This window comes from Variovorax sp. MSC1_012, assembly GCF_023667525.1.
Taxonomy (GTDB): domain Bacteria; phylum Pseudomonadota; class Gammaproteobacteria; order Burkholderiales; family Burkholderiaceae_C; genus Variovorax; species Variovorax beijingensis_B.
On the sequence record NZ_CM174443.1, the window covers coordinates 3,910,699 to 3,932,106 of the forward strand.

Annotated in this window: 17 protein-coding genes; 7 read left to right on the forward strand and 10 right to left on the reverse strand. The window is 68.3% G+C overall.

Annotation, left to right across the window (positions count from 1 at the left end):
* The first annotated feature begins 134 nt into the window (after positions 1 to 134).
* The 7 genes from L1081_RS18350 to L1081_RS18380 all read left to right on the forward strand — a co-directional run bounded on the left by L1081_RS18350 (position 135) and on the right by L1081_RS18380 (position 10,441).
* On the forward strand, positions 135 to 4,844 hold the full coding sequence (locus L1081_RS18350; protein ID WP_489413454.1) for a ricin-type beta-trefoil lectin domain protein: 4,710 nt from the start codon (positions 135 to 137) through the stop codon (positions 4,842 to 4,844).
* 442 nt (positions 4,845 to 5,286) lie between these two features.
* Complete coding sequence (gene atpE / locus L1081_RS18355) at positions 5,287 to 5,526, forward strand: F0F1 ATP synthase subunit C (RefSeq protein WP_012745530.1); 240 nt, start codon at positions 5,287 to 5,289, stop codon at positions 5,524 to 5,526.
* Positions 5,527 to 5,720: 194 nt separating this feature from the next.
* Positions 5,721 to 6,929: an ABC transporter substrate-binding protein gene (locus L1081_RS18360; protein WP_489413455.1), complete on the forward strand. Its 1,209-nt coding sequence runs from the start codon at positions 5,721 to 5,723 to the stop codon at positions 6,927 to 6,929.
* A gap of 128 nt (positions 6,930 to 7,057) precedes the next feature.
* Positions 7,058 to 7,978: a branched-chain amino acid ABC transporter permease gene (locus L1081_RS18365; RefSeq protein WP_278880557.1), complete on the forward strand. Its 921-nt coding sequence runs from the start codon at positions 7,058 to 7,060 to the stop codon at positions 7,976 to 7,978.
* Entirely contained in the window at positions 7,975 to 8,961 is a 987-nt protein-coding gene (locus L1081_RS18370) for an ABC transporter permease subunit (RefSeq protein WP_489413456.1), read from the forward strand. The genes L1081_RS18365 and L1081_RS18370 overlap by 4 nt, the downstream gene beginning before the upstream one ends.
* Complete coding sequence (locus L1081_RS18375; RefSeq protein WP_489413457.1) at positions 8,958 to 9,713, forward strand: ATP-binding cassette domain-containing protein; 756 nt, start codon at positions 8,958 to 8,960, stop codon at positions 9,711 to 9,713. Before L1081_RS18370 ends, L1081_RS18375 begins: the two co-directional genes overlap by 4 nt.
* Entirely contained in the window at positions 9,710 to 10,441 is a 732-nt protein-coding gene (locus L1081_RS18380) for an ATP-binding cassette domain-containing protein (RefSeq protein ID WP_489413458.1), read from the forward strand. Before L1081_RS18375 ends, L1081_RS18380 begins: the two co-directional genes overlap by 4 nt.
* An 11-nt stretch (positions 10,442 to 10,452) precedes the next feature.
* Here L1081_RS18380 and L1081_RS18385 read toward each other — a convergent pair whose 3' ends face one another.
* From L1081_RS18385 to gtdA, 10 genes are all read right to left on the reverse strand, one after another.
* Positions 10,453 to 11,061 carry a methyltransferase gene (locus L1081_RS18385; protein ID WP_489413459.1) on the reverse strand — a complete coding sequence of 203 codons (609 nt, stop codon included), beginning with the start codon at positions 11,059 to 11,061 and terminating at the stop codon, positions 10,453 to 10,455.
* Between the two features lie 85 nt (positions 11,062 to 11,146).
* Entirely contained in the window at positions 11,147 to 12,601 is a 1,455-nt protein-coding gene (locus L1081_RS18390; protein WP_489413460.1) for a SulP family inorganic anion transporter, read from the reverse strand.
* A gap of 112 nt (positions 12,602 to 12,713) precedes the next feature.
* Complete coding sequence (locus L1081_RS18395; RefSeq protein ID WP_489413461.1) at positions 12,714 to 13,427, reverse strand: SDR family oxidoreductase; 714 nt, start codon at positions 13,425 to 13,427, stop codon at positions 12,714 to 12,716.
* A gap of 388 nt (positions 13,428 to 13,815) precedes the next feature.
* The gene (locus L1081_RS18400) at positions 13,816 to 14,694 is read right to left on the reverse strand and encodes an acyl-CoA thioesterase domain-containing protein (RefSeq protein WP_489413462.1); all 879 of its coding nucleotides are present in this window, start codon (positions 14,692 to 14,694) and stop codon (positions 13,816 to 13,818) included.
* Positions 14,695 to 14,785: 91 nt separating this feature from the next.
* Positions 14,786 to 16,153 carry an FAD-dependent oxidoreductase gene (locus L1081_RS18405; protein WP_489413463.1) on the reverse strand — a complete coding sequence of 456 codons (1,368 nt, stop codon included), beginning with the start codon at positions 16,151 to 16,153 and terminating at the stop codon, positions 14,786 to 14,788.
* On the reverse strand, positions 16,153 to 17,127 hold the full coding sequence (locus tag L1081_RS18410; protein ID WP_489413464.1) for a tripartite tricarboxylate transporter substrate-binding protein: 975 nt from the start codon (positions 17,125 to 17,127) through the stop codon (positions 16,153 to 16,155). The genes L1081_RS18405 and L1081_RS18410 overlap by 1 nt, the downstream gene beginning before the upstream one ends.
* Positions 17,128 to 17,174: 47 nt before the next feature.
* The gene (locus L1081_RS18415; RefSeq protein ID WP_489413465.1) at positions 17,175 to 18,164 is read right to left on the reverse strand and encodes a tripartite tricarboxylate transporter substrate-binding protein; all 990 of its coding nucleotides are present in this window, start codon (positions 18,162 to 18,164) and stop codon (positions 17,175 to 17,177) included.
* Between the two features lie 59 nt (positions 18,165 to 18,223).
* Positions 18,224 to 19,507 (reverse strand): 3-hydroxybenzoate 6-monooxygenase, encoded by a 1,284-nt coding sequence (locus L1081_RS18420; protein ID WP_489413466.1) that lies wholly within the window; start codon positions 19,505 to 19,507, stop codon positions 18,224 to 18,226.
* A 28-nt stretch (positions 19,508 to 19,535) separates the two neighbouring features.
* On the reverse strand, positions 19,536 to 20,240 hold the full coding sequence (locus L1081_RS18425) for a fumarylacetoacetate hydrolase family protein (RefSeq protein WP_489413467.1): 705 nt from the start codon (positions 20,238 to 20,240) through the stop codon (positions 19,536 to 19,538).
* A 69-nt stretch (positions 20,241 to 20,309) separates the two neighbouring features.
* Positions 20,310 to 21,398: a gentisate 1,2-dioxygenase gene (gtdA, locus tag L1081_RS18430; RefSeq protein WP_489413468.1), complete on the reverse strand. Its 1,089-nt coding sequence runs from the start codon at positions 21,396 to 21,398 to the stop codon at positions 20,310 to 20,312.
* Positions 21,399 to 21,408 lie beyond the last annotated feature (10 nt).

The following is a 21,408-nucleotide window of genomic DNA, read 5'->3' on the forward strand; positions in this document are numbered from 1 at the left end:
CGGCGCAAGTAGCAAAAAAAGTCAGCACGGCAGGCGATGCACCCGTCGCCTGCCGGGGTGCGTCCTGCGCGCGCACTGGAGAGGGATCGAGCAAATGGGTTGCCCTGCGAACTTCTAACAACCTGGAGGCGACGATGAAGATCCGGTATTTCCTGATGGCGTTCCTGGCCCCGCTCGTCACATTGCTGACGCATGCGGCCATCACCGGGGTCAGCCCGATGACCACCCTTGGCAACATGGCGGCAGCGGTTTCCGAAGCCGTCGCCGACCCGCTCCCGCTGCAGGGGCCGGGCCTGGGCAATCTCACCTACACATCGGCGGAATTGTTCAAGCCGGTGTCGATGATCACGAGCCTCGCGCATCCGCTCGACCCGGCGCACAGCAGTGCCTACGAATCGCGCGAGGTGCCCGCCACCTACCCAGGCCGCAAGGACTACGGCATGAACGCGGGCATCATGATCAACGGCTACTTCCTGACCTCCTTCGCGCCGGACAGCGGCCTGGGCCCGGGCGGTTTCCTGCTGTACGACGTGTCGAACCCGCGCCAGATCCAGCTGGTCAAGAAGATCTACGAACCCGAGGGCCGCACCAAGGAGTTCCGCGAGACGCACTCCTTCGGCACCGCGAAGATCGGCGGCAAGACGTACGTGGTGCTGCCCAGCATCACCGGCGTCGAATTCTGGGACTTCACCGACATCAACGACATCAAGCAGGTGAAGAAACTGGCGCTGCCCGGCGTCAACGCCGGCGACTACGAGAACGTCGCCTGGCAGCTCTGGTGGCAGGCGCCCTACCTGTACGTGGCATCGGCGGGCCGCGGCATGTTCATCGTCGACGCAACGGACCCGGTGAACGCCGTGGTTGCGAACCGCGGCGCCGGCAAGCCCAATCCGGTGCCCACGGGCGAACTCGGCAACTTCCGGATCGGCCCGATCTTCACCATGGGCAACCACATGGTGCTGACCGCGATGGAAAGCAACGGCGGGTTCGCGAGCCTGGATATTTCCGATCCGCTCAACCCCAAGGTGCTCGATTCCATCGTGGGCACCACGCCGTTCTACTACGCCACCTGCTTCGACGGCAGGAACCTGCATACCTCGGCGCGCAACAGCGGCGCCAGGATGTACAGCTACGACCTGGGCGACCGCTCGCGATTCGTGCCCCAGGACAACCGGCTGGTCATCGATGAACAGCTGTACTGCGCCACGCAGGACAACTACGTGATCCAGGGCGCGCAAACGCGCATCCACAAGGTCGACGTGAGCAATCCGCTCAATCACGTGGAGGTGGGCCGCGGCAGCATCCTGCGCGAGGACGATCCGAACTTCTCGCATTCGGACAACGGCCAGGTCGCGATGTTCGGCAACCTTGTCTTCGTGGGCAACGACCACGGTTCGGGCAGCGGCTTCGTCGTGCATGCGGTGGACCCCGACATCACCAAGCCCGAAGTTACACAGGTCTCGCCCGCCAACGGCGCCAAGCAGCAGGCGCTGACCTCGCGCATCGGCCTGGGCATGACGGACAACATCCGGCCCGAGAGCGTGAACGCCAACACCTTCATCGTGCGCGCGGTGGGCGGCAACACGCTGGCGGGCACCTACAGCGTGCAGCTGGGCATCATCAACTTCCACCCCGAGCAGCCGCTTTCGCCCGGCACCAGCTATGAAGTGTTCCTGCCGGCCAACGGCGTGAAGGACTATGCGGGCAATGCCATCGGCGCCGATTTCAAGTCGGTCTTCAACACCGGCAATGCGACCGACATCAACCTGATGCACCACTGGACGCTGGCCGGCAACCTCTCGGACCAGATCGGCAGCAACAACGGCACGCCGGTCTCGGGCGACGCGTTCGAGAGCATCGGCATGAGCTTCGCCAACCGCACTGCCGGTGTGCCGCTGAAGAACGACACCGTCGCCACCGTGCTCGGCGGCACCGCGTCGCTGAGCTTCTACATGAAGACCACGCAGGCCGGCAGTGCGAACCCATGGACCGCGCCGGGCATTTTCGGGCGCGACCAGGCCAGCGGCGCCGACGACGTGTTCTGGGGCTGGATCGATGGCAGCGGCTTCATCAAGCTGTCGGTCGGCAACGATGCCGGCACCCGCTCGCAGGCGGCCGTGAACGACGGCAACTGGCACCACGTGGTGATGACGCGCGACGCGGCATCGGGCGCGCAGGCCATCTACGTGGACGGCGTGAAGACCAGCTCCACGGGCCTCACCGGCACCAAGGGGCTCGCGAACAAGTTCCAGGTCATGGGCCAGATCCAGGGCAACACCGATCTGTTCAAGGGCACGCTGGCGGAGGTGCGCGTGTACAGCCGCGTGCTCACCGACGGCGAGGTGGCCACGCTGCGCGGGCAGGCGATCATCGGCGACCCGGGCATCGGCGGCGGCCCGAAGATCGTCAACGGGCAGCTGGTGTTCGACCCGGCCACGCTCGGCAGCAGCGGCGCGCAGTTCCGCTGGAACTTCGGCGACGGCACGCAGACGGCCTACTCCAACCAGCCGCGCTACACCTACACCTACACGCGGCCGGGGCACTACACCGTGACGCTGACGGTGCGCGACGCGAGTGGCCGCGAGACTTTCTACACCTACAACCTCACGGTGATCGTCCCGGTCACGGCGCGGGCGCCCACGCACACGACCAACATCGCGGGCGATGCGAATTCGGTCTACTCGGTCAACCCCGACAGCGGCACGGTCGCCGCCATCGACGCGCAGACCCTGGCCAAGCGCTGGGAAGTACGCGTGGGCGACGAGCCGAAGACGCTGGCCGTGGGCCCCGATGGGCGCGTCTGGGTCGCTGTGCAGGGCGAGGACAAGCTGGTGGCGCTCGGGGCGGCCGACGGCAGCCTCTCGACCACCGTGCCGCTGGCCTACGGCAGCGGCCCGTACGGCGTGGCCTTCACGCCTGACGGCGCGAAGGGCCTGCTGACGCTGGAGAGCAAGTCGGTGCTGATGAGTTTCGACCCGGGCAGCGGCGCTACCACCGGCGCGGTCGCCCTCGAAGGCAACCTGCGCGGCATTGCGGTGAACTCCGATTCGCAGGTGGCCTACGTCACGCGCTTCAAGTCGAAGCTGACGGGCGGCCAGCTGCACAAGGTGAACCTGCAGAGCATGAGCGCGATGCCCACGATCGCGCTGCCGGTGGACACCACCACGGTGGACACCGAGAGCCGCGCGCGCGGCGTGGCCAACTACCTGAGCCAGGTGGTGATCTCGCCCGACGGCAGGCGCGCGGTGCTGCCTTCGAAGAAGGACAACATCGTGCGCGGCCGCTTCCGCGACGGCGTGGACCTGACGCACGACCAGAGCGTGCGCTCCATCCTCTCGCAGGTCGACCTGCAGGCGGCCGCGGAAGTGTTCGACGAGCAGATCGACTTCGACGACCGTGCCCCGGCACGCGCGGCGCTGTTCTCCCCGCCCGGTGACTACCTCTTCGTGGCGCAGATGGAAGGCAACCGCGTCGCCATCGTCGACCCGTACAGCCGGACGGTGCGCGGCGAGATCAACGCGAGCAGCGCGCCGCACGGCCTGTACCTGGACGCGGCGCGCAAGCGGCTGTTCGTCAACAACTTCCTGGCGCGGTCTGTGTCGGTGCACGACGTGTCGCTGGTGCTGTCGTCGGAATCGGCGGCGGCGACCTTCCTGCAGAACGTGGCGACGGTGGCGCAGGAGCCGATGGCGGCCGCGGCACTGCGCGGCAAGCAGGTGTTCTACAACGCCTCCGACCGGCGCATGAGCAAGGACAACTACATCTCCTGCGCGAGCTGCCATGCGGACGGCGGCGACGACGGCATGGTGTGGGACTTCACGCAGCGCGGCGAAGGCTTGCGCCGCACCATCAGCCTCATGGGCCGGCGCGGCGCGGGCCACGGCAAGATGCACTGGACCGCCAACTTCGACGAGGTGCAGGACTTCGAGAATGACATCCGCAACGAGTTCGGCGGCACCGGCTTCCTGACGAATGCGGATTTCGCCGCCACAGCCGACCCCTTGGGCACGCCCAAGGCCGGCAAGAGTGCGCAGCTCGACGATCTCGCGGCCTACCTGAGTTCGCTGAACAAGTACATGCGCAGCCCGGCGCGTGCCAGCGATGGCAGCCTGAGCGTGGAGGCGGTGCGCGGCCAGACGGTGTTCAACACCGCGCAGTGCGCCACCTGCCACACCGGCGGCACCTTCCGCGATGGGCTGCGGCACGACGTGGGCACGATCCAGCTCTCGTCGGGCAAGGGCCACAACCAGCCGCTCGCGGGCCTGGGCTTCGACACGCCGACGCTCTCGGGCACCTGGAACACCACGGCCTTCTTCCACAACGGGCAGGCCGCGACATTGCAGGACGTGCTGAACAGCGGCCACGGCAATGCATCGAGCCTGCCGTCAACGGACGTGGTGGCGCTGCGCGAGTACGTGCGCTCGCTGGACACGGCTCCGGCGGTGGTCACGCGGCTGCGCTCGGACCTCAACCCGACGATGTGCGTGAACATCAAGGGCGGGGCGACCGCAAGCGGCACGGTGGCGGTGCAGTGGCCCTGCGGCACGGCGAGCAACGAGAAGTTCACGGTGACTTCGATCACGGGCGGCTATGTGCAGCTGGTGGCCGAGCACAGCGGCCTGTGCCTGGCGCAGAACGGCACCGCGGCGACCAACGCGCCGGTGGTGCAGCTGGCATGCACGGTGGGCAACACGGCGCAGTGGAGCCTGGTCGGAGGAACCCTCCGCAACCGCGCCTCGGGGTCGTGCCTCGACGTGCCCAACGGCTCGACGGCGCAGGACACGGCGCTGATCACGTGGACCTGCAACGGCGGAACGAACCAGAACTGGACTCAGCTGCCTTAGCGCCCATTCACGGTCTATCCAAGTCCATGCAGATGCCTGTGGGGGGCGCTGCATGGCTTGGTGCATTCGGGGCGCATGCACAGGCCACCGGGTACTCCCCTCCGCGAATGTCCCCCGGCCTGCGGCCTCCTCCTTGATTTCGCTGCGGGGAGCACCCGATGCCCTGTGCACAGTGGACGCGGCTCTTGTGCTGACCGATCAATCACCGCTCTGCATAACAATCACGCTGATGGGGTGCCCTGCGCAGCGAAATCAAGGAGGAGCCGAAGGCGGGGGACATTCGCGGAGCAGGGCACCCCGTCGGCGTGATCGCGCCCCGGCCCTCACACAAGCAGCCCGGCGAAGCCGGTCTTCTCGCACCAGGCATGACCTCCCACGTCATCGACCGCACGCACCCGCTCTGGGAAAGTACCTCCATCGATCAACCACAGGAGAAAACACCATGACCGGCTTCAACATCCTTCCCCTCGCAGTCGCCCTGCTCATCGGCGTGGCAGCGCTCGGCTCCTGCCTGGGCATCGGGCTGGTCGGCCAGAAGTTTCTCGAAAGCACCGCGCGCCAGCCCGAACTGGTCGACACGCTGCAGACCAAGTTCTTCCTGGTGGCGGGCGTGACCGACGGCGCATTCATCATCGCCACGGGCATCGGCCTGTGGTTTGCAACGGCCAATCCCTTCGGCTGAAGCCGGAGAAAAGGCCCACCGAAACGGGCCCCGCGCACCAGGAAGTGACACGAACCATTGGCACCATTCGTGCTAGTACCGTTGACACCGAATTGTTTATGGTTAAAGTATTTAGCTATCAACGGTTCGACATCTTCGGTGCTGCATGGCGCGGCGCCGAGGCGCCGTTTCACCCTTCCTCTGCCGGAGAATCCATGAGCCACCCATCCCCGAAGTCGCCCGCGCTGCTGCCGCGCACCCTGCTTTCGCTGCTGCTCTGCGGCGCGGCCCTTGGTGGCGCGGCATCGGCCATGGCCGCGCCCGTGAAGGTGGGCCTGGCGCTCGACATCTCGGGGCCGTTCGCGGCCTTGGGCGCCGAGGCGCGCGACGGCTTCGCGCTCGGCATCAAGCAGCTGGGCGGCAAGCTCGGCGGGCAGGACGTGGAGTTCGTGCAGGCCGACATGGCCGGCAGCCCCGACCAGGCCAAGCAGCTGGTCGACCGCATGATCCAGCGCGACAAGATCGACCTCTTCAGCGGCCCGATCGGCTCGAACGTGGCGCTGGCCGTGGGCCCGACGCTGTTCAATGCCAAGGTGCCCTACCTCTCGGCCAATGCCGGCCCGAGCCAGTTCGCGGGTGCGCAGTGCAATGCGTATTTCTTCGGCACTGCCTACCAGAACGACCAGTTCCACGAGGCCGCCGGCAAGTTCGCGCAGGACCGCGGCTTCAAGAAGACCGTGCTGATCGCGCCCAACTATCCGGCCGGCAAGGACGCGCTCGGCGGCTTCAAGCGCCAGTTCAAGGGCCAGGTGGCCGACGAGCTCTACACCAAGCTCGGCCAGATCGACTACGCCGCCGAACTCGCGCAGCTGCGCGCGGCCAAGCCCGACTCCATCTACTTCTTCCTGCCCGGCGCGATGGGCATCAACTTCATCAAGCAGTTCGTGGGCGCAGGCCTGTCGAAGGACATCACGCTCGTGACCAGCGGCTTCTCGGCCGACGAGGACGTGATCGGCGCGGTGGGCGAGCCGATGCTGGGTCTCTTCAACACCTCGCACTGGGCGCACGACCTCGACAACGCCGCCAACAAGGCCTTCGTGGCCGCGTTCCGCAAGGAATACAACGGCCGCTATCCGTCGGTGTATGCGGCGCAGGCCTATGACGCGATCCTCGCGATGGACGCGGCCGTGAAGCAGGCCGGCGGCAACGCGCAGAACCGCGAGGCCGTGGTGGCCGCGCTCAAGAAGGCCAACTACGCATCGACGCGCGGCAGCTTCAAGTACGCGAACAACCACTATCCGGTCGAGAACTTCTACCTGCGCGTGGTCGGCAAGGATGCGCAGGGCAAGGTCACGAACAAGCTGATCAATACCGTACTGACCAACTACGGCGACAGCTACGCAGACAAGTGCCCGCTGAAATAGGCTCGCCCCCAAGGCTGCGCGCACTTCGTGTCGCTCCTCCCTCCCCCTACCGGGGGCAACACCAGAGGCCCGGCGGAGCCGGTTCCTCGGTGTTTCCCGAATGAAATGCGGGCAATTCATTGGATCCTATGAGTGGAATTCTTGTTCTCGAGCAGCTGCTCAACGGCCTCGGCTACGGGCTGATGCTGTTCCTGCTGGCGGCGGGGCTCACGCTGGTGTTCGGCATCATGGACGTGCTGAACCTCGCGCACGGCTCGCTCTTCATGTCGGGCGCGTACGTGGCGGCCGAGGCGCACACGCGCACCGGTTCGTTCACAGCGGCCATCGTCATCGCGGTGGCGGTCACGGTGGTGGTGGCGCTGCTGCTCGAAGTGCTGCTGATGCGCCGCCTCTACACGCGCGACCACCTCGCGCAGGTGCTCGCTACCTTCGGCGTGATCCTCGTGGCCGACGACATCGTCAAGATGGCCTGGGGTCCGTCGCCGGTGATGGCGCCGACGCCGGCCGCCCTGTCGGGGCCGATCGAGCTGGTGGACGGCCTGCCCTACCCGTCCTACCGGCTCGTGATCCTCGCCGGCGGCCTGCTGGTGGCGCTCGCGCTCTACCTGCTGGTCAACCACACGCGCATCGGCATGCGGGTGCGCGCGGGCGCGTCCGACCGGCCGATGGCCGAGCTGATGGGCGTGCGCGTGGGCCGCATCTTCAACGGCGTGTTCCTGCTCGGCGCGGCGCTGGCGGCGCTGGCCGGCGCGCTGATGGGGCCAATCGTCGCGGTGCAGGTGGGCATGGGCGAAGCCATCCTGATCCCGGCGCTGGTGGTGCTGGTGATCGGCGGCATCGGTTCGGTGCGCGGCGCTTTCGTGGCCGCACTGATGGTGGGCGTGGTCGACACGGTCGGACGCGCTTTCGTGCCGATGCTGCTGCGCGCCACGCTGCCGCCCGCCACCGCCGCCGACCTGGGGCCGCTGTTCGCCGAAGTCGCGATGTACGCACTGATGGTGGTCGTCCTGATCTTCCGGCCCTCCGGCCTTTTCTCCGCCCGGTCATGAAGCCTTCCTCTCGCTCTCTCGGCCTCGGGCTGCTCCTCCTGCTGCTCGCGGCCTTCCCGCTGGTCGCGCCGCTGTTCGGGCTCGAGTTCTACATCGGCTTCGTGCGGCGCGTGCTCGTGGTGGCGCTGGCTGCCGCCAGCCTCAACTTCATCCTGGGCTTCGGCGGCATGGTGGCGCTCGGGCATGCGGGCTTCATCGGCATGGGCGCCTACACGGTGGTGGCGCTCAGCGATGCAGGCGTGATGTCCGCATGGGTGATGTGGCCGCTGGCCGCGTTCGTCGCCGGCATCGTCGCCGCGCTGATCGGCACGGTGGCGCTGCGCACGCGAGGTGTCTACTTCATCATGACCACGCTGGCCTTTGCGCAGATGCTGTACTTCGTGGTGGTGTCACTGCGGCGCTATGGCGGCGACGACGGCTACACGCTGATGAGCCGGCCCACGCTGCTGCCGGGCCTCGACCTGGGCAACGAATCGAATTTCTACTGGGTGGTGCTGGCCATCGTGGCGCTCGCGCTCTGGTGGCTGCACCGCGCGACGCGATCGCGCTTCGGCCATGCGCTGATGGGCATCCGCGACAACGAGACGCGCATGCGGGCGCTGGGCTACCCGGTGTTCAAGCTGCAGCTCGTGGCCTTTGCAATTGCCGGTGCCATCGCGGGACTGGCGGGCGCGCTGCTCGCCGGCGGCAATGGCTTCGTGAGCCCGGCGACGATGCACTGGACGCAGTCGGCCACGCTGCTGGTGATGGTGGTGATCGGCGGGCTCGGGCGCAGCTGGGGCGGGCCTGTCGGCGCCGTGGTCTGGCTGGTGCTCGAAGAGGCCTTGAAGCAGCACACGGAGCATTGGCATATGCCGCTTGGGTTGTTGCTGATTGCTGTTGCGCTGTGGGCACCGAAGGGGCTTGCTGCCCTGTACAAGCGCCGCTTGCCCCTCACCCCAACCCTCTCCCCGGAGGGGCGAGGGAGTAAGACGACACCATGAGCCTTTTCAGAATCGAAGGGTTGGTCAAGCGCTTCGGCGGCTTGCTCGCAACCGACCATGTGAACCTCACCGTGGAGCGCGGTGAAGTGCATGCACTGATCGGGCCGAACGGCGCGGGCAAGACCACGCTTGTGAACCTGATCACCGGGTTGCTCCAGGCCGACGCCGGGCGCATCCTGCTCGACGAGAAGGACATCACCGGCTTCAAGGACCACCAGCGCGTGGCGGCCGGCATGTCGCGCTGCTTCCAGGTAACGCGCGTGTTTGCCAAGGAAAGCGTGCACGACAACCTCATGCTCGCGGCGCAGGCCCATGCGGGCAGCAGCCTGCGCTTCATGGCGCCGCGCGCGACGGAACGCGGCCTGGTGGAACGCGCCGCGGCGCTGGCCGACCGCGTGGGCCTCGGCCGCGAACGCCAGCGCATCGCGGGCACGCTGCCGCACGGCGCGCAGCGCGCGCTCGACGTGGCGCTGGCGCTTGCGGCCGAGCCCAAGCTGCTGCTGCTGGACGAGCCGATGGCCGGCATGGGCCCCGACGAATCGGCGCGCATGGTGGAACTGATCGAATCGCTGCGCGAATCGATGGCCATCCTCTTGATCGAGCACGACATGGACGCGGTGTTCCGCCTGGCCGACCGGCTCACGGTGCTGGTGCAGGGCCGCGTGCTGATGAGCGGCACGGCCGATGAAGTGCGCGGACATCCCGATGTGCAAGCGGTGTATCTCGGGACGGAAGCAGAGGGACACGCATGAGCGCGACGACGACAACGACCAAGGCCTTGCTCGAAGCGAAATCCATCGAGGCCGGCTACGGCGCGAGCCAGGTGCTGTTCGGCATCGACCTGCGCATCGGCGCGGGCGAAGTGCTCGCGCTGCTGGGCCGCAACGGCATGGGCAAGAGCACGCTGCTGAAGGTGCTGACGGGCACGCTGGCGCCGATGCGCGGCAGCGTGCATTTCGGCGGCGCCGCCATCGGCGGCCACAAGCCTGACGCCATTGCACGGGGCGGCGTGGCCATCGTGCCGGAGGGGCGCCATGTGTTTCCGAACCTCAGCGTGGACGAACACCTGCGGGCCTTTGCGCGGCCGCGCCCGGGCAGCGCGCCGCGCTGGACCGTCGAGGCGCTGTACGGCCTGTTCCCGCGCCTCGCGGAGCGCAAGGCCAACGCGGGCAACCAGCTCTCGGGCGGCGAGCAGCAGATGCTGGCTATTGCGCGGGCGCTTTCCACGCATCCTCGCCTCCTGATCCTCGACGAAGCCACCGAGGGCCTGGCCCCGGTGATCCGCGAGGAGATCTGGCACTGCATCGCCACACTCAAGGCCGAGGGCGAGGCGATCCTGGTGGTCGACAAGTACGTGCAGCGCCTGCTGCCGCTGGCCGACCGCCACGTGATCCTCGAACGCGGGCGCGTGGTGTGGCAGGGCGATTCGGCTGCGCTCGACGCCGACCGCTCGCTCTGGACGCGCTACCTGGGCGTGTAGATCCCGGTTCGCTACAGCGGACGGCGTGCCAGGAAGTTGGCCCACGTCACGTTGTCGCGGCCGATCCACTGGCTCTCCCAGTGCATGCGCAGGCCCGCCGCCTCGATCTGCTCGGCGAAGCGGTCCTTCGCCCAGTACACGGTCTGGTAGTCGCCGTTGGTCTCGCCTTCGCCGATGCGCATCGCCGCGAGGAAGACCCCGCCGGGCTCGAGCGCATCGAACACCTTGCGCAGGACCGGCGCGATCTGCGCGCGGTCGACATGGATCAGCACGCACATCGCGACGATCGCGCTGTAGGGCCCGCCCAGCGCATCCGTGACGACGTTGAGCAGTTCGCCCTTCTTGCCGCGCTCCGCCTGCAGGTCGAGAAAGGCCTGGACCGCATCGGTGCGCCTGACGGCCCCGCCCAGGGCCTCGACGAAGTCAGCGTCCTGCCCCGATCCGGAACCGATCTCGAGCACGCTGCCGCCTGCCGGCACGAGCTGCATCATCCGGCGCAGCGCATCCTCGATTTCAGGCGGCCGATGGCCCGCCACGATCGCGTTGTAGTCGCGGGCGGACGCTTCGTAGGACGCGATGGTGCGGCGCATGTTCTCCTGCGCCGGGTCGGGAATCTTCATGGAAGCCTTTCCAGTCGTCCATCGGCCACCCGACGGAACTGCAAAGGCTAGAGCCGAGGCAGCGCCGGCTCATGAGGAAAACCACCTAGGGCGCTGCGTCCAGCTGCACGATCAGGTCGCGGCTGGCCTGGTTGAGCCCGGCAACCTCCACCACGCTGCCGTGCTTGCGCAGCCGCTCGACCACCTTGTTGAGCGCGGCCACCGCGGTCACGTCCCAGAAATGGGCCTGCGACACGTCGATGTGCACCGGCGCGCCGTCGATCTCGCGCACGTCGAAGGCGTCCACCAGCATGTCGGCCGAGGCGAAGAACACCTGGCCCGTGACGCGGTAGACGCGCGTGCCGCCATCGCCGGCTTCGGCATGCACGTGCAGCAGCCGCGCGACCTTGAAGGTGAAGAACACGCCGCTGAGCATCACGCCGGTGGCCACGCCCGCGGCCAGGTTGTCGGTGGCGACGGTGACGGCCACCGTCGCGAGCATCACCGCGCTGGACATGCGCGGATGGCGCACGAGCGCGCGCAGCGAACCCCAGTCGAAGGTCGAGGCCGAGACCATCACCATGATCGCCACCAGCGCCGCCACCGGCACCTGCGACACCCAGGGCTTGAGCAGCACCATGAGGATCAGCAGGAAGGCGCCCGCGAACAGCGTCGACAGGCGCCCGCGGCCGCCGTAGCGCACGTTGCTGACGGTCTGGCCGATCATTCCGCAGCCCGCGATGCCGCCGAAGAAACTGGCCACCACGTTGGCCACGCCCAGGCCGCTGCATTCGCGGTTCTTGGAGCTCGGCGTGTCGGTGAGGTCATCCACCACGCTGGCGGTCATCATCGATTCGAGCAGGCCGACCATCGCGATGGCGAAGGCGGGGAGCGCAATGATGCGCAGGGTGTCGAGCGTGGGCGGCACCGAGGGGAAGGCGAATGCGGGCAGCGCATCGGGCAGGTGCCCGAGGTCGGCCACGGTCTTGAGCGGCAGGCCCAGCCACTGCCCGACCAGCGTCACCACCACGATGCACACCAGCGGCGACGGCACGGCCGTGGTGATGCGCGGCAGCAGGTAGATGATGGCCAGACCCAGGCCCACCATGGCCCAGGTCGCGGTGTTGGCGCCAATGAAATGCGGCATCTGCGCCGCGAAGATCAGGATCGCGAGCGCATTGACGAAACCCGTGCGCACCGAGGTCGAGACGAAGCGCATCAGCACGCCGAGCCGCAGCAGCCCGAACACGATCTGCATCGCCCCCGCGAGCACGCCGGCCGCCAGCAGGTACTGCAGCCCGTGCGCATGCACCAGCGGCGCGGCCACGAGAGCCACCGAGCCGGCTGCGGCCGACACCATGGCGGGCCGGCCGCCGGCGAAGGCAATGACGATGCCGATCACGAAGGAAGCGAACAGCCCGACTGCCGGATCGACACCGGCCACGAACGAAAAGGCGATGACCTCGGGGATGAGCGCGAAGGTGGCGACGGCGCCGGCCATGAGCTCGCGCGGGATGCTCGGGCACCACTCGGTGCGCAGGCGGCTGTGTGGGGAAGACATGGATGAGGAGTGGCCCGCACGCGGCGACAAGAAAGGCCGCGCCGCGCCTCACGGGCAGATGTCCTCGATTGTAGGAAGGAGCGGCTGCCGGCCCTCCCCCGCGCTCAGGGCTTCACACCGAGCGCGTGATGCCGCCGTCCACGCGCAGGTTCTGCCCCGTGATGTAGCCTGCGCCCTCAGACGCGAGAAAACCGATCACGGCCGCGATCTCGCTGCTCTTGCCGTAGCGGCCCATCGGAATGCGCGAGCGAAACTCGGCCTTCTCGGGCAGGCTGTCGATGAAGCCGGGCAGCACGTTGTTCATGCGCACGTTGTGCGCCGCGTACTTGTCGGCGAAGAGCTTGGTGAAGGCGGCGAGGCCGGCGCGGAACACGCCGGAGGTCGGGAACACGGGGTCGGGCTCGAACGCGGCGAAGGTCGAGATGTTGATGATCGCGCCGCCGCCCTGCTTGACCATGAGCGGCGCCACGAGCCGCGCGGGGCGCACCGCGCTCAGCAGGTAGACGTCCATGCCGCGGTGCCAGTCTTCGTCCGTAATGTCGAGGATCGGCGCGCGCGGACCATGGCCCGCGCTGTTGACGAGCACGTCGACGCGGCCCCATTCTTCAGTGACCTTGTCGACCAGCCGCTTCAGGTCGTCGTTCGACTGGTTGGAACCGGTCACGCCGATGCCGCCGAGTTCGGCGGCGAGCGCCTCGCCCTTCCCCGATGAGGAGAGGATGGCGACACGAAAGCCGTCGTCGGCGAGCTTGCGCGCCGCGGCGGCACCCATGCCGCTACCGCCTGCGGTGACTATGGCTACTTTTTTTGGTGCTTCGGAAGACATGCCGGGTCCTTGGTTCATTTTTTGTGAGGGACGTATTTAGCCAAGGATTCTGGGCGTATGTACAGGCTGGTTCTTGTTCAGGGCTTTTGTTTCGGGGGCGCGTGCACAGGCCACCGGGTACTCCCCTCCGCGAATGTCCCCCGGGCTTCGCCCTCCTCCTTTATTTCGCTGCGGGGAGCACCCGATGCCCTGTGCACTGGGCACGCTCGTGGTGTCTCGCTGATCAACGACCGCTCTTTGCAACGCACCCGCCGACGGGGTGCCTTGCGCAGCGAAATAAAGGAGGAGGGGCGCAGCCCCGGGGGACATTCGCTTCGCCGCGTACCCCGCCGGCGGGTGCGCCGCCCCGAACAGCAGCACCCGGAAACAGGAGCACCCAAGCAACCTATCAGCGCTTGACCCGCAGCATTCCCTCTTGCGCCGTGGACGCCACCAGCCGCCCATCGCGCGTGAACAGGCTGCCGCGACACAGGCCGCGCGCGCCGCTGGCGCTCGGCGAATCGAGCACGTAGAGCAGCCAGTCGTCCATGCGGAAATCGCGGTGGAACCACATCGCGTGGTCGAGGCTCGCGGGGCGCACCTGGCCACTCATGAAGCTCAGGCCGTGCGGCAGCATCGCGGCGCGCAGCAGGCCGTGGTCGGAGGCATAGGCCAGCAGCGCGCGGTGCACCACCGGGTCGTCCGGCAGCGGCGCGATGGCGCGCATCCAGATGGCGCTTTCGGAGGATCGCACCGCCGGCGCCAGCAGGTCGTCGGCCTCGACGCCGCGGTATTCGATGCCGTGCGGCTCCAGGCCCTTGATGCGCCAGCGTTCGGGCAGGCGCTCGCCGAGCGCGAGGCGCTGGTCGAGTTCGCTCGCGAGGCCCTCGGGGCCAGCGGCGGCGGGCATGGCGAACTGGTGCTCGACGCCGTCGTCCACCGTCTGGAACGAGGCCGACATCTCGAAGATGATGCGCTCCTGCTGGCGCGCCACCACGTGCCGCGTGGTGAAGCTGCGGCCGTCGCGCACGCGGTCCACGCTGTATTCGATGGGCGCATGCTCGCCCGGCAGCAGGAAGTAGGCGTGCATCGAATGCACCGGCCGGTCGGCACCGACCGTGAGGCTCGCGGCCGCGAGCGACTGGCCGAGCACCTGGCCGCCGAACACGGCGGGCGTGCCGATGTCTTCGCTCTGGGCCAGGAACCGGTCGCCCCCGAGCGGCTCGAGCTGCATGAGCGCGACGAGTTCGGCGACAAGGCGGGCGGCGGTGGCGGGATCGGTGGTCATCGGGGCGTTCAATGCGAAGGAAGCAACCCTCGACCATAGCAAAGGCTGCGCCCGCGGGCTGTCGCGGGGCGGTCAGTGCCTCGCCAGCGGCTCAGCGATCGAGATCGGCGCCGTCGGCGGCCAGTTTCTTCTGAAGCGCAGGCACATCGACATCCGCGAATTTCGCACGGCCGCCCAGCGAAGCCGCCGCCGTACCCGCCGCCTGCCCCATCACGAAGCAGCCGCCGCTCGCGCGCGCGGCCGACTGGCCTTCGTGCGTCATGGCGGCGCAGCGGCCGGCCACCAGCAGGTTGTCGACCGTGCGCGGCACCAGCATGCGCCAGGGCAGCTGGTTGTAGGTGCGGCTCTCGTCGCGCGGAAAGGCCCACTCGATGCGGCCGTCGGCATGCATCTCCATGGGCCAGGCGTTGATGCCGATGCTGTCCTCGAAGCTGGCCGAAGACAGGATGTCCTCGCCCGTGAGCGCATAGAGGCCCTCGATGCGCCGCGTTTCGCGGATGCCGACCTGCGGCGCGATCTCGACGATGGCCGAGCGCGCGAAGCCCGGCACCTCGGCCTTCATGAACCTGAAGTACTCGGCAATCTGGCGCCGGCCTTCGAGTTCGCCTTCGGTGAGTTCGCGCGCATCGACGCCGTTCATCGCGCGGCCGGCCGCGTTGCGGATCTGCGTGACGTTGGCGCGCCATTCGCGTGGATCGATGTTGGGCCGCAGGATCGCGCCTTCGCGCGGAAACTTGTAGGCACCCGGCTTCTGCGCCTGCACCCGTGCCATCAGGTCGTTGATGGCCTTGAATTCGCCGACGGCCGCGAGCGCGGGCTGCGCATCCACCTGCCCGACGCGGAACATCGTGGTCGGGAACAGGCCGCTGCCATGGCCGTCGCCCACTTCGAAGGGCACGCCCGCAAAAGCCGCCACGTCGGCGTCGCCGCTGGCATCGACGAAGGCATTGGCGCGGATAGCCTGCCGGCCCGACTTGGTCTCGACCACCAGCGCCGCGATGCGGTCGCCCTCGCGCACCACCGCGGCGGCCCAGGCGTGGAACAGCAGGTTCACGCCTGCATCGAGCAGCAGCTGGTCGGCCGCGATCTTGTAGGCCGAGGTGTCGTAGGAGCGCACGCGGATGCGGCCCTGCATGCCGTCCTGCGGCGTGTTGAGGCCGCCCAGCGCATCGATGCGCGCGAGCAGGTCGTCGGCCACGCCGCGCACCAGCAGCGTCATCTCGCCGTTGCGCTTGCCGTAGAGGCCCGCGAAGTTGGTCACGCCGCCCGCGGTGCCCATGCCGCCGAGGAAGCCGTAGCGCTCCACCAGCAGCGTGTTCGCGCCATGGCGCGCCGCGCTCACGGCGGCGGCAATGCCGGCGGGGCCGCCGCCGACCACCACCACGTCGTATTCGCCGAACACCGGCAGCTCGCGCGCCGGTTCGGCCAGGGTCTTCTTCTTGTGCTGGACGGCGGCCATCACTGGATCTTGATGCCGCGGGCCGAGATGATGCGCGTCATGATCGCGGCTTCTTCCTTCACGCGCAGGCGCATGCCGTCGGGCGAGGTGCCCACCGCCTGCCAGCCTTGCTCGAAGAGCTTCCGGCGCACTTCGGGCTGCTTCATGATGACCTCGATCTCGCGGCTGATGCGCGCCTGCGCGGTCTTCGAGAGGTCGGCCGGGCCGAGCAGCGCCACCCACACCTCGAGGTTGAAGTCGCGCACGCCGGCTTCGGCGAGCGGCGGCAGTTCGGGCACCAGCGCGCTGCGGCCGCCCGTGAGGCCGATGGCCTTGAGCTTGCCGGCGCGCACCTGTGGCATGGCCACGCCCGGCGGGATGAGGGCCATCTGCACCTGGTCGCCGAGCATCGCGGTCACGACCTGCGGGTTGCCCTGGTAGGGCACGTGTTCGGCGTTGAAGCCGGCCACGCGGCTCTTGAGCAGTTCCATGCCCAGGTGCCCGACCGAGCCCACGCCCACCGAACCGTAGTTCCACTTGTCGCCGCCCTTGCGCGCCGCATCGAAGAAGGCGGTGCCCGAAGGCAGGCTGTTCTGCGCCACCAGCACCAGCGGGGCCGTGGCAATCAGCGAGAGGTAGGCGAAATCCTTGGCCGGGTCGTAGGGCAGCCGCGGATACAGCATCTTCGACGAGGTGAGATTGCCGTTGATGACGATGCCCAGCGTGTGGTCGTCGGTGGCCTTGGCCACCATGTCGGCGGCGATGTTGCCGGAGGCGCCGGGCTTGTTGTCCACCACCACGGGCTGGCCCAGCGCCTTGGCCAGCGGCTCAGCGATGGTGCGCGCGGCGATGTCGGGCGTGGAGCCGCCCGGAAAACCCACGAGCAGGCGGATCGGCTTGGTCGGCCAGGCATTGTTCTGTGCGCTGGCCGCCAGCGGCAGCGCGGCGGCGGCCAGGCCGCAGGCGATCAGGAGGGCTCTCTTGGTGGCGTGCATGGAAGGTGAAAAGGAAATGTGAAAAAACGTAATGGTAATGAGGGCCACTAGTCGAGGCTGATGTTGCCCCGGCGGACCAGTTCGCCATACACCTTGGACTTGGCCTCGGCGTTGCGCTCGATCTCCTCGGGCGACCAGGCCAGCGGCTCGAAGGCGAAGGTGTCGAAGCGGGCGCGGATCTCGGGGTCGGCAATGACCTTGGCCACGTCGGCGTTGATCTTTGCCTTGACGGCCGCCGCCACGCCCTTGGGCGCGAGCAGCGAGACGAAGGAGTTGACCTCGAGCGAGGCCGGCCCGCCTGCCTCGGCCATGGTCGGCACGTCGGGCATCTGCGGAATGCGCCGGGGCGCGGCAATGGCCAGGTAGCGCAGCTTGCCGGCCTTGTAGATGCCCTGGCTCGACGGAATGCTGGCAAAGCTCCATGGCACTTCGCCGGTGCCCACGTTCGAGAACAGCTGCGACACCTCGCGGAACGGCGCGTGCCGCATGCGGATGCCGGTGAGCGCCTCGAGTTGCTGCGCGCCCAGGTGGCCCGGGCTGCCCACGCCCCAGGAGCCGTAGACGATGGCATCGGGATTGGCCTTGGCGGCCGCGATCAGGTCGCTCATGTTCTTCCATTTCGACTCGCTCGACACCGCCACGAAGAAGGGCGTGCGAAACAGCGAGGCCACGGGGTCGAAGTGCTGCAGCGTCACGAAGTTGCGCGACTTGTACAGGTGCGGCAGCGCGGCGATGTGCTCGCTGTCGAGCTGCAGCAGCGTGTAGCCGTCGGGCGCCGCGCGCCGCGCCTGGTCGATGGCGATGAAGCCGCCGCCGCCTGGCCGGTTGTCGATCAGCACGCGCTGGTTCCACAGGCGCGAGAGCTTGTCGGAGACCAGCCGCAGTACCGCGTCGGGTCCGCTGCCGGCCGCGAAGGGCGTGACCAGCGTGACCGGCTTGTTCGGATAGTCGCCGGCCTGCGCCAGCGCGCCGCTGGCGGCAGCCAGCGACGCCAGGGCCAGGATGCCTGTCAGCAATGCGCGTGGTGAAAAGCTCATGGTGTCTTGTCTCCTGGGCCTGTGGCCTCGAATAGTGATGATGAAAGAAACTCGCTCGTTCAGTGTGGCGAAAGCATGGCGGCCACATCGGCACCGGGCAACGCGACGGAGCGTGGCAGCGGCTGCGGCGCGTCGTCCAGGCAATGCTCGGGCCGCCAGGCATAGAGCCACTCGACCGCATCGTAGAAGCGTTCGGGCGTGCGGCCCACCCAGAGGCTGTTGCGCACCAGCCGCTCCACGCCCCTGGCGTGATAGAGCCGCCCCATCTCGCGCACCGACAGCACCACGCGGGCAGTGCGCGGAATGCGCGCAGCCTCGTAGAGCTTGAAGGCGGCCGGCATGTCGAAATCGCAGGCCCGCACCGCGGCGCCCAGCGTGACCGCGTCCTCCAGCGCCATGCAGGCGCCCTGCGCGAGGTATTGCATCATCGGATGGGCGGCGTCGCCGAGCAGCGTGGCCGGGCCGTCGCTCCAGCGCGCCACCGGATCGCGGTCGGCCGTGCTCCAGCGCCGCCATGAGCTTGGCCTGTCGAGCAGCTGGCGCGGGCGCGCATGCACGCCCTCGAAGTAGGAAAGCACTTCTTCCTTGCTGCCTTCGGAAACGCCCCACTCTTCCTGCTCGCGGCTGTGGAAGGTGACGACCAGGTTGTATTGCTCGCCATGGCGCAGCGGATAGTGCACCAGGTGGCAGTTGGGGCCGGCCCAGACCACGGGCGCATTCCAGCGCAAGTCGGCCGGCATGTCGGCCACCGGCACCACCGCGCGGTACACCACGTGGCCCGAAACGCGCGCCTCGTCGCCCACGAGCCTGGCGCGCACCACGGACTTCACGCCGTCGCAGCCCACGATCGCATCGGCCTTGAAGCGCCGGCCGTCGCGCGTGGTGGCAACCACGCCCTTCGCGCCGCCTGCGCCGATGTCGATGGCCTCGACCTGCGCCGAGGTGTGGAAGCGGATCAGCGGATGCTGCTTCACGGCCTCGTGGATGGCGCCGTGCAGGTCGGCGCGGTGGCTCACCGCATAGGGGTTCCTGAAGCGCGCGCGGAAGGCTTCGCCCACCGGCACGGAAGCCACTTCGCCGCAGTCGACCGCATCCATCATCACGAGCCGGTCCGTGAAGACCGAGTTGCGGCGCACCGCCTCGCCCACGCCGAGCGCATCGAGCGCTGCAAAAGCATTCGGACCGAGCTGCAGGCCGGCGCCGATCTCGCCGATGGTCGCGCTCTGCTCGAGCAGGTCGATGGAAACGCCGAGCCGCGCGAGCGCCAGCGCGGCCGCCATGCCGCCGATGCCGCCGCCGACGAGCAGCACGGTGGGGGGAGTCTTCGGGAGAGATGTGCTCATCGCGGGGCCTCTGCTGCGCTGCGCTTGCTCAGTCGATGCGCACGGTGAGCGAAGGCAGCTTGTCGATGCTCACCCTGATCGTCTGGCCGGGCTTCACCGCGCCCACGCCTTCGGGCGTGCCCGTGAAGATCAGGTCGCCGGGCTGCAGCGTGAAGAGCGTCGAGAGATTGGCGATCACCTCGTTGACGGACCAGATCAGGTGCGTGATGTCGCTGTTCTGGCGCACCTGGCCGTCCACCTCGAGCGTGATGGCGCCGGCGTTGATCTCGCCCACATCGGCCAGTGTGCGCAGCGGCGCGATGGGCGCCGAGAAATCGAAGGCCTTGCCGATTTCCCAAGGCCTGCCCGCCTCGCGCATCTTCATCTGCAGGTCGCGGCGTGTCATGTCCAGTCCCACGGCATAGCTGTGGATGTGGCCGGCTGCCTGCGCCACCGCGATGTCCTTGCCGCCCTTGCCGATGGCCACGACGAGTTCGGCTTCGTAGTGGTAGTTGCTCGTGAGCGGCGGGTAGGGAATGGCGCCGGTTGCGCCTTCGGCCACGGGCACCACCGAGGCCTCGTCGTTGGGCTTGCAGAAGAAGAACGGCGGTTCGCGGTCGGGGTCGAAGCCCATCTCGCGCGCATGCGCCGCGTAGTTGCGGCCCACGCAATAGACCCGGCGCACCGGGAACAGCTCGCTCGAACCCACGATGGGCAGGCCGACGATGGAAGGGGGCGTGAAGACGAAGGACATGTGGGCTCCTGCCGCGCGCGGCGGCACAGGGTCAAGACAACAAGAGAAAAAGAAAAATGCGGACGGTTTTCAGGCGTCGTCGAGAAAGGCTTCGCGCAGGACGCCCATGGCCTGCTGCACGGGGCGGTCCGAAAAGCTGAAGAGCACCACGTCGTCGGCGGGCGCCGACAGGCGCAGCGGCGCCCACGAAGGCACCACGAAGGTGTCGCGCGGGCCGAACTCGAAGCGCCGGCCCGCGATCTCCGCGATGCCGCGGCCTTCGACCACGCTGTAGACCGTGCCGTCGGTGGCGCGGTGGGTCTTGCCCGCGAAGCCCTTGGGCAGCAGCTGCAGCTGGGTGCCGATGGTGGGCATCGGCGCGCCGCCCGTCAGCGGGTTGATATAGCGCAGCTTGTGGCCCAGCCAGGCATCGGGCACTTCCTGCTTCTGCAGCATGGCCAGCGCCTCGCGGCTGCGGTCGTAGGGGTAGTTGAAGATCGGCGAGGTGGGCGACACGTGGTCGTGGCGCACCGGCACCATGTTGTGGCCGAAGCGCGCGAGGCTGTTGCCCTCGGGGCGCGCCACGTGCTGCACCTTGGCGTCGTCGCTCTCGGCAAAGCCGGCGTCGAAAAAGCGCAGCATCGGAATGTCGAGCCCGTCGAGCCAGACCACCGGCTCCACCGTGCCGCCGACGCCCTCGTTACCGTGGTCGTGCCAGGCCCACGAAGGCGTGATGATGAAGTCGCCCGGGTACATGGTGGTGCGCTCGCCGCCCACCGTGGTGTAGGCGCCCTTGCCGTCGACGATGAAGCGCAGTGCCGACTGCACGTGGCGGTGCGAGGGCGCCACCTCGCCCGGCATGATGAGCTGCAGGCCCGCGTAGATCGATTGCGTGATCGACGAGTTGCCGGGCAGCGCCGGGTTCTCGAGCACGAGCACGCGGCGCACCGCTTCCTCGGCGGTGATGAGGTCCGCCGATTCCATCAGCAGCGGGCGGATCTCGTCGTAGCGCCAGAGCGCCGGCACGCAGGGCGTGGTGGGCTCGCGCGGCACCAGGGCGTGCAGCGACTCCCACAGCGGCGTGAGGTGGAGCGGGCGGATGCGCTCGTAGTAGCCGCGGCGCTCCGCGGCATTGGCGGGCGCCGGGGCGGCGGGTTGTTTCTGGGCGGTGGGGTTCATGGGCAGCAGC

Coding starts and splice junctions, on each gene's coding strand:
- L1081_RS18395 (WP_489413461.1), bottom strand. CDS start 13,427: ATGTCTTCCGAAGCACCAAAAAAAGTAGCCATAGTCACCGCAGGCGGT.
- L1081_RS18425 (WP_489413467.1), bottom strand. CDS start 20,240: ATGTCCTTCGTCTTCACGCCCCCTTCCATCGTCGGCCTGCCCATCGTG.
- L1081_RS18375 (WP_489413457.1), top strand. CDS start 8,958: ATGAGCCTTTTCAGAATCGAAGGGTTGGTCAAGCGCTTCGGCGGCTTG.
- L1081_RS18365 (WP_278880557.1), top strand. CDS start 7,058: ATGAGTGGAATTCTTGTTCTCGAGCAGCTGCTCAACGGCCTCGGCTAC.
- L1081_RS18415 (WP_489413465.1), bottom strand. CDS start 18,164: ATGAGCTTTTCACCACGCGCATTGCTGACAGGCATCCTGGCCCTGGCG.
- L1081_RS18350 (WP_489413454.1), top strand. CDS start 135: ATGAAGATCCGGTATTTCCTGATGGCGTTCCTGGCCCCGCTCGTCACA.
- L1081_RS18360 (WP_489413455.1), top strand. CDS start 5,721: ATGAGCCACCCATCCCCGAAGTCGCCCGCGCTGCTGCCGCGCACCCTG.
- L1081_RS18370 (WP_489413456.1), top strand. CDS start 7,975: ATGAAGCCTTCCTCTCGCTCTCTCGGCCTCGGGCTGCTCCTCCTGCTG.
- L1081_RS18405 (WP_489413463.1), bottom strand. CDS start 16,153: ATGGCCGCCGTCCAGCACAAGAAGAAGACCCTGGCCGAACCGGCGCGC.
- L1081_RS18385 (WP_489413459.1), bottom strand. CDS start 11,061: ATGAAGATTCCCGACCCGGCGCAGGAGAACATGCGCCGCACCATCGCG.
- L1081_RS18390 (WP_489413460.1), bottom strand. CDS start 12,601: ATGTCTTCCCCACACAGCCGCCTGCGCACCGAGTGGTGCCCGAGCATC.
- L1081_RS18410 (WP_489413464.1), bottom strand. CDS start 17,127: ATGCACGCCACCAAGAGAGCCCTCCTGATCGCCTGCGGCCTGGCCGCC.
- L1081_RS18400 (WP_489413462.1), bottom strand. CDS start 14,694: ATGACCACCGATCCCGCCACCGCCGCCCGCCTTGTCGCCGAACTCGTC.
- gtdA (WP_489413468.1), bottom strand. CDS start 21,398: ATGAACCCCACCGCCCAGAAACAACCCGCCGCCCCGGCGCCCGCCAAT.
- L1081_RS18380 (WP_489413458.1), top strand. CDS start 9,710: ATGAGCGCGACGACGACAACGACCAAGGCCTTGCTCGAAGCGAAATCC.
- L1081_RS18420 (WP_489413466.1), bottom strand. CDS start 19,507: ATGAGCACATCTCTCCCGAAGACTCCCCCCACCGTGCTGCTCGTCGGC.
- atpE (WP_012745530.1), top strand. CDS start 5,287: ATGACCGGCTTCAACATCCTTCCCCTCGCAGTCGCCCTGCTCATCGGC.